General features: G+C 40.7%; 15 protein-coding genes, 1 pseudogene and 1 riboswitch. Of the genes and pseudogenes, 15 read left to right on the plus strand and 1 reads right to left on the minus strand.

Features of this window, described 5'->3' with window-relative positions; all coding sequences use genetic code 11:
- Nucleotides 1-20 precede the first annotated feature (20 nt).
- The 13 genes and pseudogenes from AAZR19_RS06995 to AAZR19_RS07055 all read left to right on the plus strand — a co-directional run bounded on the left by AAZR19_RS06995 (nucleotide 21) and on the right by AAZR19_RS07055 (nucleotide 11,743).
- On the plus strand, nucleotides 21-812 hold the full coding sequence (locus tag AAZR19_RS06995) for an SAR2788 family putative toxin (protein ID WP_140352791.1): 792 nt from the start codon (nucleotides 21-23) through the stop codon (nucleotides 810-812).
- 25 nt (nucleotides 813-837) lie between these two features.
- Complete coding sequence (locus AAZR19_RS07000; RefSeq protein ID WP_056765343.1) at nucleotides 838-1,299, plus strand: hypothetical protein; 462 nt, start codon at nucleotides 838-840, stop codon at nucleotides 1,297-1,299.
- A gap of 117 nt (nucleotides 1,300-1,416) precedes the next feature.
- Complete coding sequence (locus tag AAZR19_RS07005; RefSeq protein ID WP_087975967.1) at nucleotides 1,417-2,292, plus strand: aldose 1-epimerase family protein; 876 nt, start codon at nucleotides 1,417-1,419, stop codon at nucleotides 2,290-2,292.
- A 59-nt stretch (nucleotides 2,293-2,351) separates the two neighbouring features.
- Nucleotides 2,352-3,296: a sugar-binding transcriptional regulator gene (locus AAZR19_RS07010; RefSeq protein ID WP_056765350.1), complete on the plus strand. Its 945-nt coding sequence runs from the start codon at nucleotides 2,352-2,354 to the stop codon at nucleotides 3,294-3,296.
- An 84-nt stretch (nucleotides 3,297-3,380) separates the two neighbouring features.
- Entirely contained in the window at nucleotides 3,381-4,052 is a 672-nt protein-coding gene (gene deoC, locus AAZR19_RS07015; protein WP_075621446.1) for a deoxyribose-phosphate aldolase, read from the plus strand.
- A 166-nt stretch (nucleotides 4,053-4,218) separates the two neighbouring features.
- Complete coding sequence (locus AAZR19_RS07020) at nucleotides 4,219-5,400, plus strand: NupC/NupG family nucleoside CNT transporter (protein ID WP_017368363.1); 1,182 nt, start codon at nucleotides 4,219-4,221, stop codon at nucleotides 5,398-5,400.
- 25 nt (nucleotides 5,401-5,425) lie between these two features.
- Nucleotides 5,426-6,727: a pyrimidine-nucleoside phosphorylase gene (locus AAZR19_RS07025; RefSeq protein WP_041087525.1), complete on the plus strand. Its 1,302-nt coding sequence runs from the start codon at nucleotides 5,426-5,428 to the stop codon at nucleotides 6,725-6,727.
- Nucleotides 6,728-6,878: 151 nt separating this feature from the next.
- Nucleotides 6,879-7,363, plus strand: a pseudogene (locus AAZR19_RS07030) (MarR family winged helix-turn-helix transcriptional regulator).
- 13 nt (nucleotides 7,364-7,376) lie between these two features.
- On the plus strand, nucleotides 7,377-8,015 hold the full coding sequence (locus AAZR19_RS07035) for a nitroreductase family protein (RefSeq protein WP_041118286.1): 639 nt from the start codon (nucleotides 7,377-7,379) through the stop codon (nucleotides 8,013-8,015).
- A 25-nt stretch (nucleotides 8,016-8,040) separates the two neighbouring features.
- A complete protein-coding gene (locus AAZR19_RS07040) occupies nucleotides 8,041-8,334 on the plus strand; it encodes a putative quinol monooxygenase (protein ID WP_024423933.1) in 294 nt (97 codons plus the stop codon).
- 189 nt (nucleotides 8,335-8,523) lie between these two features.
- Nucleotides 8,524-10,905, plus strand: coding sequence for an immune inhibitor A domain-containing protein (locus AAZR19_RS07045; RefSeq protein ID WP_087975968.1), 2,382 nt, complete (start codon nucleotides 8,524-8,526; stop codon nucleotides 10,903-10,905).
- 206 nt (nucleotides 10,906-11,111) lie between these two features.
- On the plus strand, nucleotides 11,112-11,366 hold the full coding sequence (locus tag AAZR19_RS07050) for an ORF6C domain-containing protein (RefSeq protein WP_012011773.1): 255 nt from the start codon (nucleotides 11,112-11,114) through the stop codon (nucleotides 11,364-11,366).
- A gap of 5 nt (nucleotides 11,367-11,371) precedes the next feature.
- Nucleotides 11,372-11,743 (plus strand): DUF1304 domain-containing protein, encoded by a 372-nt coding sequence (locus AAZR19_RS07055; protein ID WP_024423930.1) that lies wholly within the window; start codon nucleotides 11,372-11,374, stop codon nucleotides 11,741-11,743.
- 34 nt (nucleotides 11,744-11,777) lie between these two features.
- Here the strand turns inward: AAZR19_RS07055 and AAZR19_RS07060 are convergent, their stop codons facing one another.
- Nucleotides 11,778-11,942, minus strand: a complete 165-nt coding sequence (locus AAZR19_RS07060) for a hypothetical protein (protein WP_003214630.1) — start codon at nucleotides 11,940-11,942, stop codon at nucleotides 11,778-11,780.
- A gap of 255 nt (nucleotides 11,943-12,197) precedes the next feature.
- On the opposite strand from AAZR19_RS07060, the gene AAZR19_RS07065 reads away from it, so the two are divergent.
- Together AAZR19_RS07065 and AAZR19_RS07070 are read left to right on the plus strand one after the other, a co-directional pair.
- Nucleotides 12,198-12,854, plus strand: coding sequence for a type 1 glutamine amidotransferase domain-containing protein (locus AAZR19_RS07065; RefSeq protein WP_087975969.1), 657 nt, complete (start codon nucleotides 12,198-12,200; stop codon nucleotides 12,852-12,854).
- Between the two features lie 141 nt (nucleotides 12,855-12,995).
- A complete protein-coding gene (locus tag AAZR19_RS07070; protein WP_075621450.1) occupies nucleotides 12,996-14,123 on the plus strand; it encodes a hypothetical protein in 1,128 nt (375 codons plus the stop codon).
- 56 nt (nucleotides 14,124-14,179) lie between these two features.
- A riboswitch (TPP riboswitch) is annotated at nucleotides 14,180-14,283 on the plus strand.
- Nucleotides 14,284-14,353: the final 70 nt, after the last annotated feature.

Below are 14,353 nucleotides of genomic sequence, written 5' to 3' on the forward strand. Positions count from 1 at the left end.
ACTCGGAGGTTTAGTTTAGGATGAATAAAATAAGTAAGTTAATCTCAATTGTTATATGTCTATCGCTGGTTATAACTTTGTTTTTCCAATTTCCAAATAAAACAGAGGCTGTTACCACAAAAGATTTTCATGTTTTAGAAGATAGTAATGAAAAATATGTAATTTCACAGGAGCAAGACGGAGTAACTGGTATTCTAACTCTAAATAAAAAAACAACAGAAATCAGTTATCAAACTGAAGAAATTGGTAGTGAAGGTGAAAAGGTTTCAAAGGATTATGAAGTTGACTTGCAGACACTTTTAAATGATAATTTAGATGTTACATTTAAAGATACAAAAGATGATAAAAAATATGAAGTGAATTCTGAAGATATTCAAGCATCTTTTGCATTTGTTATCCCTATTGGTATTGCTATTGGGGCAGTTCTATTAGAACATTTATTAGCTTTGGGACTTGCAGTAACAGTAGTAGGTGTTACCTATATTGCTTATTCTGAATTTATAAAAAGGAAAGACAATAAACATAATCACTTTATTGCTTATCGAGACAAAGATAAACCTCATTTATTTATTGGAAAAGGCGTAAGTCGTGCAAACGCTGTAAAAAGATTAGCTCAGAAAAAAGATACATGGTCTACTTCCAAAAGCAATGCACAATCTATTGCTAAAGCAGCCAGTCCGATTGGAAAAGTAATAGGTGCAGAAATTGACAAAAAAGGAAAAAATAAACATTATCACTATCATCCAGTTTATAAATTAAAAGGTAAATATGAAAGAACAGGAGCACATGCTTTTTTTGGCGCCCCTAGATAAGAAATTGAGATAGAGGAGGTTTTCGATGATTGTTCTTAATCGTGAACCAAGAAAGAAGGAATACAATGCGCTCATCGATTTATGTTGTGAAGTATGTGATGAGTTCCAATTAGTTTTTAGAAAAGATTTTGCTGATTTTGCTGATTATCGTGAAATTCTAGATAAACTTTCACCATCTCTTAAAGAAATGAAGGAAGAGTCTGAATGGGCTACCACGATTCTAGGAGATGGTCAAACAGCATATGTTTATTATTATTATGCCAATGAACACACAAAAAATCTTTTGAAAGAACTTTCGAACTCTCTATACGGGTGGGTTCACCCTAATTTACTGGAGGATTTATCATTCTTCAAAAATGGGAAAGAGTGGATGGTTTCAAGCTCACATGAAGAGGAGAGCTATATTTTTCCTGAAAACGAAGAAGAAATTGAGAGTTTAAAACAAATCAAAGGTCTTAGATGGACTATAGAAGAAGATGATGAATAAGTAATTTAAACGGCTTTTCCCTAGAAGGGAGAAGTCTTTTTTATTCTAACTAACTCTTTTATACTCAAAACCAAAATCCCTGTCATAATAAAAGTAGAAGGAAAGGGGATGTGTTGAATGAGAACGATCGAAAATGATCAGTTATTGGTTCAGATTCATGAAAAAGGAGCGGAAGTCAGGGAGGTGCTTGACAAGGAAAGCGGGCGTCACTATATGTGGTCTGGTGATCCAGCTTATTGGGGCAGGGTGTCGCCTGTCTTATTTCCGATTGTTGGGCGATTAATGAATGACCAATACAAGATTGACGATCAAACCTTTGAGCTCACGCAGCATGGTTTTTTACGTGATGTCAATTTTGATTTATATGAAGAAACGAAGCATACGGTGACCTTTCAATATGAATCAAGAGGCCGGCATGTGAAGCAATACCCGTATGAATTTACAGCGCGAATTCGTTATGAACTATTGGAAAATGGACTGAAGATTTCCTGGGAAATTGATCATGACGGAGAGGATACGATGTATTTCTCCATTGGAGGGCACCCAGCATTTCGTGTTCCTCTTGTTGAAGGCGAGCAAACAGCAGATTATTCACTCACATTGACACCTTCCACTGATCATCTCCCTGTGCAATATGAACTGCGGAATTCACTTGTCAGAGAGAAAGAAAAAGGTATTGAGCTTGAGTCGATCCAGCTTCGACCGGAGCTTTTTCAGCTTGATGCGATGATCTTTAGCCATATCAATCGAGTGTCATTGACTTCAGGTGCAGGTCACGGAGTTGAGGTCGATCTCACAGGCTTTCCTTTCGTTGGCATTTGGTCGCCTTATGATCAAGAAAAAGGAACGATGGCTCCTTTTGTTTGTATTGAGCCGTGGTATGGCATCGCCGATATGGAAGGGACGAATGGACAGTATAAAGAGAAGTTTGGGATTCAAACATTAGAAAAAAATGAGACCTTTCATGCCGCTTATACGATTTTCTTCAAATGAACATTTGTGCATGATGAGGTGAACAATTTGTTATGATAGAAGAAAAAGGGGGCGTATGAATGGATCGAGAGAAACAACAGCTGAGTATTGAAGCGGCAAGGCTTTATTATATGTCTGATTACAGCCAGCAGGAAATTGCCAAACAGCTCGACCTGTCGAGACCGACTGTATCTCGGCTGCTTCAATATGCGAAAGAGAAGGGGTACGTCCAGATTACGGTGATGGATCCGTTTGAGGATTTAAATGAGCTTTCTTCATTGCTCAAGGAAAAATATGACCTGCTCGAAGCTCATGTGGTGTTTTCGCCAAAGGACGACTATCCAACCATCACCGATTATTTGAGCCGATTTGGTGCAGATTACTTGCAAGAGACGGTGAAAGACGGCGATATCGTTGGCGTGAGCTGGGGAACGACTATGTATCAAATTGCACAAAAGATGCAACCTAAACAGGTAAAAGGTGTAGAGGTTGTCCAGCTCAAGGGTGGAATCAGCCATTCTCATGTGAATACATATTCAGCGGAAACCATCCAGCTGTTTGCTGAGGCCTTTCAAACAGCACCGCGCTATTTGCCGCTTCCTGTTGTATTTGATAGTGCTGCCGTCAAGGAGATGGTTGAGCAGGACAGACATATTCAGCGAATTATTGAAATGGGCAAGCAGGCGAATATCGCTGTGTTTACTGTTGGAACGGTAAGAGATGAAGCACTTTTGTTTAGACTAGGTTATTTCCGTGAAGAAGAAAAAGCGCTCCTCAAGGAATCCAGTGTCGGAGACATTTGCTCGCGTTTTTATGATCAAGATGGACGCATTTGCAGTGAAGCCATTAACAATCGCACAATTGGCGTGGAGCTAGATGATTTAAGGACAAAAGAACGATCCATTCTTGTCGCTGGCGGTCATCGAAAGGTGGCTTCTATACACGGTGCACTAAGAGGAAAATATGCGAATGTATTGATCATCGATCAGCACACAGCGAGGGCTCTTTTAAATGTCACAAAATAGATGAACAAAATTTCATAACTATGTTTACAATTGTTCACTCGTCATATATGATGAAAGTATCATAATTAAAAGGAAGTGTGAAGCATGACGATAGCAAAGCTCATTGATCATACAGCACTAAAACCAGATACATCTAGAGCTGCAATTATGCAGTTACTTGAAGAAGCAAAGACTTATCAATTTGCATCTGTTTGCGTAAATCCAACTTGGGTATCTCTAGCGTCGAAAGAACTAGCAGGAACAGGTGTTGATGTATGTACAGTCATCGGTTTTCCGTTAGGCGCAAACACAACAGCGGTGAAAGCATTCGAAACAAAGGATGCCATTGAAAACGGTGCAACAGAAGTGGACATGGTCATCAATGTTGCGGCATTGAAAGACGGCGAATATGATGTGGTTGAACAAGATATTCGTGCAGTTGTAGACGCAGCAAAAGGCAAAGCATTAGTGAAAGTCATTATTGAAACATGTTTACTTACTGATGAAGAAAAAGTCAAAGCTTGTGAGCTTTCAGTGAAAGCGGGCGCTGATTTTGTGAAAACATCGACTGGATTTAGTACAGGCGGTGCAACGGCTGAGGACATTACATTAATGCGTAAAACAGTAGGACCTGACATCGGTGTGAAAGCATCAGGCGGCGTGAGAACAAAAGAAGACGTTGAGGCAATGACAGCTGCAGGTGCTACCCGTATTGGCGCAAGTGCAGGCGTTTCCATTATCAAAGGGGATCAATCAGCTCCTTCGAAAGACTATTAATTCATACGATCCTATGGTAGGATAACATTCATGACTCATAAATGATGAAAAAGTCATATGCGGAAGGAACTCGCTTCTGGGAATTTCTTCCGCGTTTTGTTTGCGAAATAGGGTTTGTTCCATACAAGCGCATTAATGTAAACGAATTCATTCAAGGAGGAAAAACATGAAATACGTGATTGGTATCATCGGTTTGCTAGTGATTCTCGCCATTGCATGGCTGGCTAGTAATGGGAAAAAACGAGTGAAATTCCGTCCAGTAATTGTCATGATTGTACTGCAATTTATTTTAGGTTATATTCTGCTCAATACAGGTGTTGGAAACTTTCTAGTCGGAGGCTTTGCAAAAGGATTCCAAATGCTTCTAGGCTATGCCGGCGAAGGAATCAACTTTGTATTTGGCGGGTTAATGAATGATAATGCGTCCACTTTCTTCATCAACGTCTTACTGCCGATCGTCTTTATCTCGGCGTTAATCGGTATTCTGCAGCATTGGCGTATTCTTCCGCTTATCGTACGCGGAATCGGATATTTGCTTAGTAAAGTAAACGGTATGGGGAAACTAGAATCTTACAACGCAGTAGCGTCTGCGATTTTAGGTCAATCAGAAGTCTTTATTTCTATTAAGAAACAGCTTGGATTATTACCTCAGCAGCGTCTTTATACATTATGTGCATCTGCAATGTCGACGGTATCGATGTCGATTGTTGGTGCATACATGCAAATGATTAAGCCAGAGTACGTGGTTACAGCACTTGTGCTGAACCTATTTGGTGGATTTATTATCGCATCAATCATCAATCCATATGAAGTCTCTAAGGACGAAGACATGCTTGAAGTCGTTGAGGAAGAAAGACAATCCTTCTTCGAAATGCTTGGCGAGTACATTATGGATGGATTCAAAGTAGCGATTGTTGTTGCTGCAATGTTGATTGGATTCGTTGCATTAATTGCGATGATTAACGGTATCTTTACAGCAGTCATCGGTGTTTCTTTCCAAGATGTACTTGGATATGTCTTTGCTCCATTTGCGTTCCTTGTCGGTGTACCTTGGAGCGAAGCAGTACAAGCAGGAAGCATTATGGCAACCAAAATGGTATCGAACGAATTTGTTGCGATGCTCGCTCTATCTGGAGACGGCCTGCATTTCACTGCTCGTACAGAAGCGATCATTTCTGTATTCCTTGTATCATTTGCGAACTTCTCTTCTATCGGTATCATTGCTGGAGCAGTCAAAGGCTTAAACGAAAAGCAAGGAAACGTAGTCGCACGCTTTGGATTAAAGCTGTTATTCGGTGCAACTCTTGTCAGCTTCTTAACAGCAGGCGTTGTCGGTTTGATTTACTAATTTAAAAAAAGGAATGGTGAAAACAATGAGAATGGTAGATATCATTGCGAAAAAACGTGACGGAAAAGAATTATCTTCAGAGGAAATTTCTTTCTTTGTCAAAGGTTATACGGACGGAACAATTCCTGACTACCAAGCAAGTGCCTTGGCTATGGCGATTTTCTTCCAAGATATGACGGATCAAGAACGTGCAGACTTAACACTCGCTATGGCGAACTCAGGAGATACAATTGACCTGTCTGCCATTGACGGTATTAAAGTAGACAAGCACTCAACAGGCGGTGTAGGTGATACAACAACGCTTGTACTCGCTCCTCTTGTTGCGGCGCTAGATGTACCTGTTGCGAAAATGTCAGGGCGCGGTCTTGGGCATACAGGCGGTACAGTGGACAAGCTTGAAGCGGTCAAAGGCTTCCACGTAGAAATTACAAAAGACGAATTCATCGAGCTCGTGAACCGTCATAAAGTAGCGGTCATTGGCCAATCAGGCAACCTGACACCAGCTGATAAAAAGCTGTATGCTCTTCGTGATGTGACAGGAACTGTTAACTCAATTCCGCTTATTGCAAGCTCCATTATGAGTAAGAAAATTGCTGCTGGTGCAGATGCGATTGTACTTGATGTGAAAACAGGCGCAGGTGCTTTCATGAAAACACCAGAAGACTCAGAAAAGCTTGCAAAAGCCATGGTACGCATCGGAAACAACGTAGGCAGACAAACAATGGCGGTTATCTCTGATATGTCTCAGCCGCTAGGATTAGCGATTGGAAATTCCCTTGAAGTGAAAGAAGCGATTGACACACTCCGAGGCGAAGGTCCTGAAGACTTAAACGAGCTTGTGCTCACATTAGGAAGTCAAATGGTCGTTCTTGCGAAAAAAGCAGACACACTTGATGAAGCAAGAGAAAAGCTGATTGAAGTGATGAAAAACGGCAAAGCACTTGAGAAATTCAAGGAATTCTTAGAAAACCAAGGTGGAGACAGCTCAATTGTGGATCAGCCTGAAAAACTGCCGCAAGCACCTTACAAAATCGAAGTACCTGCAAAAGAATCAGGTGTCGTAGCTGAAATCGTCGCGGACGAAATCGGTGTTGCAGCGATGATCCTCGGAGCAGGACGCGCAACAAAAGAGGACGATATCGACCTATCTGTCGGCATTATGCTGAACAAAAAAGTGGGCGATCGTGTTGAAAAAGGAGATTCACTTGTGACTCTGCATGCGAATCGTGAAGATGTTGCAAATGTCATGGAGAAAATTTATGACAACATCCGCATTGCTGATCATGCCGATGCACCAACATTGATCCACACAGTCATTACTGAATAAAGAAAAAGGACAAAAGTGATTCGTCGCTTTTGTCTTTTTTTATGGTCATTTTAGGCTCATTTTTTTCTATTGAAATAAAAAAATTCACTTTATGAAACAAACCTCTTGCAATCATCAAACAATGGGTGTATATTAATTGACGAGTCAATGATTGATATATCAAGTAATTGATTTCTGAATAGAAAAGAGGGGATAGCATTGACTGCATTTTGCTCTGAAGAGGCAGAGGTATTATATCGTTTGCAGTGCGTTAACCGTATGATGGGCGTGAAGTTCGAAGCATGCACGGGCATCAGCCAATCAAGACTTGAGTTGCTATCGCTGTTATTCCAAGCCGATGAAATCAGCCAATCAGATTTGCAGAAAAAAGTAAATATTGATAGTGCAGCTGTGACGCGTCATTTAAAACAGCTGGAAACAAAAGGAATGGTCACACGCAGAAGAAAACCAGAAGATAATCGAGTCACACTTGTCCGCTTAACAGAAGAAGGCAGAACGAGAATCGAAGCTTCTAAAATAGAAAAAGAACGATTTATCTCAGAAATGCTTGAAAACGTAAGTGAAGAAGAACGAAGGCTTCTCACTGATGTGCTCATCCGTATACAACAAAACATCGAAAAGATTCAAACAACCTAAAGGAGTGTTACACATGGCTACAACATTAAAAACAAACGATTTTATGGAAATTATGAAAGGGCGCCGCTCTATTCGTAACTATGATCCATCTGTGAAAATCAGCAAAGAAGAAATGACAGAGATTTTAGAAGAAGCAACAACTGCACCATCATCAGTAAATGCACAGCCTTGGCGCTTCATGGTGATTGACAGCCCAGAAGGAAAAGAAAAGCTTGCACCACTTGCAAAATTCAACCAAACTCAAGTGTCAACATCAGCAGCTGTCATTGCAGTTTTTGCAGATATGAAAAACAATGAATACTTAGAAGAAATTTATTCAAAAGCAGTAGAAAATGGCTACATGCCGCAAGAAGTGAAAGAAAGACAAATTGCTGCATTAACTGCACATTTTGAAGCTCTTCCAGAACAAGTGAACCGTGAAACAATCTTAATTGACGGTGGACTTGTGTCTATGCAGCTTATGCTTGCTGCACGTGCACACGGTTATGATACAAATCCAATTGGCGGATATGATAAAGAAGTCATCGCTGAAACATTTGGCTGGGATAAAGAACGTTATGTACCAGTCATGCTTCTATCCATTGGGAAAGCAGCTGACGAAGGTTATGCATCTTACCGTTTACCGATCGACCGTATCACAGAGTGGAAATAATTTTTAAAAAAAGGGAGACGATCACATGATCATTATTCATGCAGGGATGACCATTCATCCAGAAAAAGAAAACGTATTTTTAGAAGAAATCAACGAGTTAATGAAAGCTTCACAGGCTGAAGAAGGCAATGTTTCCTACAAGCTGTTCAAGGATACAGAAAAGGAAAATACCTTTTTAATGGTAGAAGTGTGGAAAGATGACGCTGCGGTTCAGAGCCATAATGCAAGTGCTCATTTCCAGGCTTTCGTAGCGAAGGCAAAAGAATTCTTAGCCGCTCCACTTGACGTGGTTGCCTTTCAAGGCCAGCAGCTTTCATAGAACAACAACAAACACCCTAGGCGGTTATCGCCTAGGGTTCTTTTATTTTCGACATATGGTTCCACCCATTTCATTTACGTATTGTGCATTTCCCACAAAATTTCTGAAAATAAAATGTTTTTCGACTTAACTATATTGGAATATGCTAGAATTAGATATTATTTATTACCAAAATAGGGAGGAACCAATATGAAAAAAGGGAAATGGACGAAAATTGCACTAACCGCTGTCCTAAGTTTAGGCACATTGACAGCTTTCAGCACCCCTCTATCTGCCCACACCACAGAAAAATCAACATCCTCAGATGGCGGTCATTATTCAGGTATTCCATTTGACTCAAGTGTCGTGAATGAAGACCGTCTCGTCAAAGCCTTGAAAAAACAAGGAAAGATCAAAAAGAATGCCAATGAGGCAGAAACCCAAAAAGCATTAAAGAACTATCTAAAGAAAAAAGAAGAATCGGCAATGAAACAAAGTGCCAGCACCTTAACAGAAGAGCCTGAATTCCTGAAAGAATACAAACAAGAGGTACATAACAAACTTGCCAAAAAGAAAAAATTAAAGAAGCATAAAGGAAAAGAAAGCAATCAAGTAAAACCGGTCAAAAAGGAAAAGTATAAAGGTGACGTCCGCAATGATAAAGTATTGGTTTTATTAGTAGATTTTAAAGATTATAAGCATAATAGTATCAAAAAAGAAGAGACTGATATGTACTATGACAAGTACGATCGACAGCACTATCAAGATATGCTTTTCGGAAAAAATGGCTACATCGGTCCAGATGGGAAACGGAAAGTATCCATGAAGCAATATTATGAAAAGCAGTCTGGCGGCAGTTACACAGTAAGTGGAACAGTTGCAGGATGGTATACAGCGAAGCATGAAGCAGCTTATTACGGCGGGAACGTACCTGACGATTCAGGCAGTGACGGCAGACCGCGCGAATTGGTGAAAGAAGCACTCGAAGCAGCAGCAAAAGATCCGAATATTGATCTCAGCGAGTATGATCAATGGGACCGCTATGATATTGATGGCGACGGTGTTTATAACGAGCCAGACGGTATCATTGACCATCTGATGGTCGTTCACGCCGGCGTAGGTGAAGAAGCAGGCGGCGGACAACTTGGCGCTGATGCGATTTGGTCACACCGCTGGTCACTTGGTGATGTATTTGAAATTCCGGATACTGAATCTGAAGTTGGTCAAGGCGGGAAATTAGGCGCGTTGGATTACACCATCGAGCCTGAAGATGGCGCAGCAGGTGTGTTCACACATGAATTCGGACATGATCTTGGTCTTCCTGACGAGTACGATACACAGTACACAGGCAGAGGAGAGCCCGTTTCTTACTGGTCGATCATGTCAAGCGGAAGCTGGGCAGGTAAAGTTCCTGGTACGGAACCAACAGGCTTTAGCCCATATGCGAAAGAAATGCTCCAAAATCTGCATGGAGGCAACTGGCTTTCTGGACAAACCATCGATGGTAAAACATTAAAGAAAAGCAAAACAGTATTAATTGATGAAGCAGCAACAAAAGGAACAAACCATGATGCCGTTCGAGTCGATTTACCAGATAAAGAGATTGTCGTCACGACACCTGCTCAAGGGAAATATTCGTACTTCAGCGGAACGGGTGACAATTTGAATGCAACCATGACGACAACAGGTATTGATTTGTCAAAAGGAAGCAAAGCAGAGCTGACATTTAAAGCATGGTACGATATTGAAGAAGAGTATGATTATGCGTATGTCGAAGTGCGTGAAACAGGGACTGATCAATGGAAGACCATCGCGGGTAACATCACGAATGATCGAAATGAAGCAGATGCAAACGAAGGCAATGGCATCGACGGAAAATCAGACGGCTGGGTAGATGCAGCCTTTGACCTGTCTGCTTATGCAGGGAAGAAAATCGACCTGCAATTCCGTTACACAACTGATGCAGGCTATGCACTCCCAGGCTTATTCGTAGATGACCTGAACGTCACAGCAGATGGAGCGAAAGTATGGTCAGATGATGCCGAGGGCACGTCTACTTTTACCTTTAATGGATTCTCAAAATCTAATGGAAAACAATATGCAGCACAATACTATTTACTAGAGTGGCGCTCTTATGCTGATGTCGATAAAGGCTTAAAGCATATTAAACGCGGGGCAAGTCTGATGAGCTATAATAACGGGTTGGTCGTTTGGTATGTCGATCAATCATACAGTGATAACTGGGTAGGAAAACATCCGGGGAACGGCTTCCTTGGCGTAGTAGATGCAGATCAGCAAGTATTAAAATGGAGTGACGGTTCCATTGCCGCAACAGGGTTCCAAGTACATGATGCAGCATTCTCTTTGAATCCAAGTACGAAGCTGAATATAGATTATACAGCCACAACGGGCTTAACTTTGCAAGATCGCTACATTCGCCCGGCTCGTACATTTAGTGATAAAAAGAACTATGTGAATCCAAACAACCCAGATGCAGGACGCGATGTACCGACATATGGGTTATCCTTTAAAGTCGTTGGACAAAGTAAGGATCGTTCTGTTGGAAAGGTGTTAATTTCGAAAAGTAACTAAATAGAAAGCCGGATTCTATCATTGAATCCGGCTTTTTGATATGTGAGAAAAGGATTGTGAGGGCACGATTGTTTTTTCAATCGAATGTCTGTTCTTTTTTATTTTGATATCCGAATGAAACCATTATATAATAGACACTGGAAGGTTTTTCTTTCAACCATGATTCTTTTTAGCTGTTAAAACAAAGGAAAGGATGAGCGTTACCAATGAGTTGTGTCACTGCCAAGCAATTAAAGGTGATTCGAGGGACGATGCAGACTTTTTGCAGCCATTTGGAGTATGATGGCCACGGTAAGCTTCATATCAATACCATCATGGCTTTTATTAAAAAGGAATTCGGCGTGAGAAAAATGAAAGACATTCCACAAAGTCGCTTTACAGAAGCGCTAGAATTAATACAAGACTTTGATTTATACACGGACAAAATAGAGATTCGTGACCGTCTATCAGAAAGGAATTAACTAAATTGAATATTTTAGCAATGATTTTAGTAGGAATTGTCGCATTAGAACACATTGTCATCATGTTATTAGAAATGTTTTTTATGGAATCAAAGATGGCGAAGCGATCTTTTAAGCTGCCAGAACACTTGCAAAAAGATCCAAATGTCAAAGTAATGTTTGCCAATCAGGGGCTTTATAACGGGTTTTTAGCTGCAGGACTCATTTGGGGGCTCATTCTTGGATCGAATACCGTTGGATATATGATTCAGCTGTTTTTCATTCTTTGTGTGCTCATCGCAGCAGTATTTGGCGGTGTAACATCCAATAAATCAATTATCATCAAACAAGGAGTACCAGCACTGCTTGCACTCATTGCACTGATGCTGGCGATCTAATCTTAAATAAAGCCGCCCCTAGTGAGGGCGGCTTTTATCTTTTTCGAAGACCCATTAAACGAATAATGGATGTTAGACAAAGGGCAACGGCAACGGCCAAAATGATTTTTCCGTACATGACCCCCGTTAGGTTCATCAAAAAGACGGCCAATATAATACAGAGCGTGATAATGATCATCACAATCGAATAGGTTTTCATCTCTTTTCCACTCCTTTAAAAATCTCCTCTTGTGACGAGAGATCTGTCAAACTTTCCTCATATTATATCACTCAATGACAATTTTACATGAAATTCCCTACCAATAGAATGTGACATATTGATTAGATTTCGAGTCATACCATATTTTTTAGAAAATCGGGTATATCATAATGAGCTGGCCTAAAGTCATATTGCTTGATATTTAATTGCGCAAAATATAAAATAGCCACAGGATATATCGAAAGGATGATCAAGATGAGTAAGAAAGTGTTATTAGTATCGACAAGCAGCCCGGAAATGAATAGACATCCAACAGGCTTATGGCTAGAAGAGTTGGCAGAGCCATTTCATATTTTTAAAGAAAATGAACTAGAAGTACAAATTGTCTCTATTCAAGGTGGCACTGTACCAATTGACAAAAATTCAATTCCTGAAGGTGTCCCAGCGCAATATCAAGATGTGTATGAACTACTTCAAGACACAAAGGCGCTTACAGATGTGAATCCCGCTGATTATGACGGAATTTTCTTTGCTGGAGGACACGGCCCTATGATCGACTTTGCGTCTAATCAACTGGTAGCGGATGCGATCTTAGCGGTTTCAGAGAAAAATGGTGCGATCGGAGCCGTTTGTCATGGCGTTTCAGCATTCGTTGATGTGAAGGACCAAAATGGCAAATCATTTATCGAAGGCAAAAAAATCACAGGCTTCACAAATGAAGAAGAGGAAGCCGTGCAGCTGACATCAAAAGTTCCATTTTTATTGGAAACAAAACTTCGTGAGCAGGGGGCAGCGTTTGAAAAAGGAGAGGCCTTTGCGCCATTTGCTGTCGTTGACGGACAAATCATCACTGGACAAAACCCGGGATCAAGTGCAGAAACAGCACGCTTGTTTGTCAAAACCATTGCATAAAACGATCAAAAACCAGTCGTGACTCATGCGGCTGGTTTTTTTGTTATAAAAATGTCCCAAAAAAGACCAAAACAATAATTAGAATAATGGTAAAATAATCACAGGGTAAAAAACCCAAATGAGGAAAAAGGGGATGTTCCTGTGAGAGCATTTTATGTCAAAATCACCGCAGCTTTACTATCTGTTTTACTCGTCGCAACAGGTTTGTTTTCACCAGCATTAAAAGCAGAAGAAGCACCGAAATCAGAAGGGAAAATATCACCACTGACGGAAAAAGCGATTCAGCAAGTGCAAGAATCGTTTGAAAAGCAGGATGAAGGAACCGCTATTCAACAGAAGCAAGTGAAAAAATCATTTAAAGTGAATAAGAAGAAAGGAATCAGTATCAAACGAAAAGCTGCTAAAGAAGGCAAAATGCGCACGTCTGCCGTTCGCTCCATTGATGGACTAGCTATTAATCAATCGGCTGTCTTAACAGAGGACGACCCAGTTGATTTATGGTTTTTAAGCACATCTTCACCTCAGGCACTCATCAGCCGGATTACCTCTTCAAACCCTGATTATTTTGTTCAATTATTTGTTGTTGATTATGAAACAGGACAAGCCTACCCGACAGATTTGATTCAACCGGCAGGCAGCCTGCTTGGATTGACCAATTTACCAGCAGGTGATTATGCATTCGGTATTACAAGCGGCGGAGAATTTGGAGACTCCTACACGATACAAGTGAATGCAAAAAACCCGCCCAATTTCACGGGGGCTGTATCCCTTTCGTCCACCTTGCAATATTTTGTAGCTGAGTATGCAAACGGTGATGTATTTGCAAATGGTACAAAAGTGTACAATAAGCAAACAAAGACCGCCGATTATAAATGGGAGCGTGTGTTTTACTTCTCATATGATGGGAAATATGAACAGAGAACTCATTCTGTTGACAGTGTGAAAGTGAAAAGTATTTCGGCACCAGTGTCGTACTCCGCTCCATACGCAAGTTCCTCTGAGGCCATTCTCGTCTACTTAGATGTGGAGACTTTATTTATGTATCATGAATCATCGTTTGCTAGCGGGCAGTACTACCATAGTAGCTTTGTTGATACACTCGGGAAGACAACACCAAGACGCTTAGATATTGATGATATGACAAATTACGGTGATCATATTTTAGCTGTAGATTTAAAAACAGGAAAGCCGATTGATTTCTTCAGTGTTCTGAATTTCTACTATGCTGCAGGGATCGAGAAGCTGCCAACAATCAGAACGTTGAATTAAGAAAGGCGGTTGACATCAAATCGCCACATGTGTAGAGTAAAGATAATTAAATGACAAAAGTCCACTAGGGGAGTCATGTATGACTGAGACAAGAGAAAATCTTGGACCCTTTGAACCTGATCTAGTTCGTACTAGCGGAGGGAAGTGGAGCTGGACCTTGTCTTATTCATGATTGAATCGATAAGAAGGCCGCTCCATTTGGGGTGGCTTTTTCATTTATTCAACTGAAG

It is taken from the genome of Bacillus sp. Je.9.29.b (assembly GCF_051129925.1).
Taxonomy (GTDB): Bacteria; Bacillota; Bacilli; order Bacillales; family Bacillaceae; genus Bacillus; species Bacillus safensis.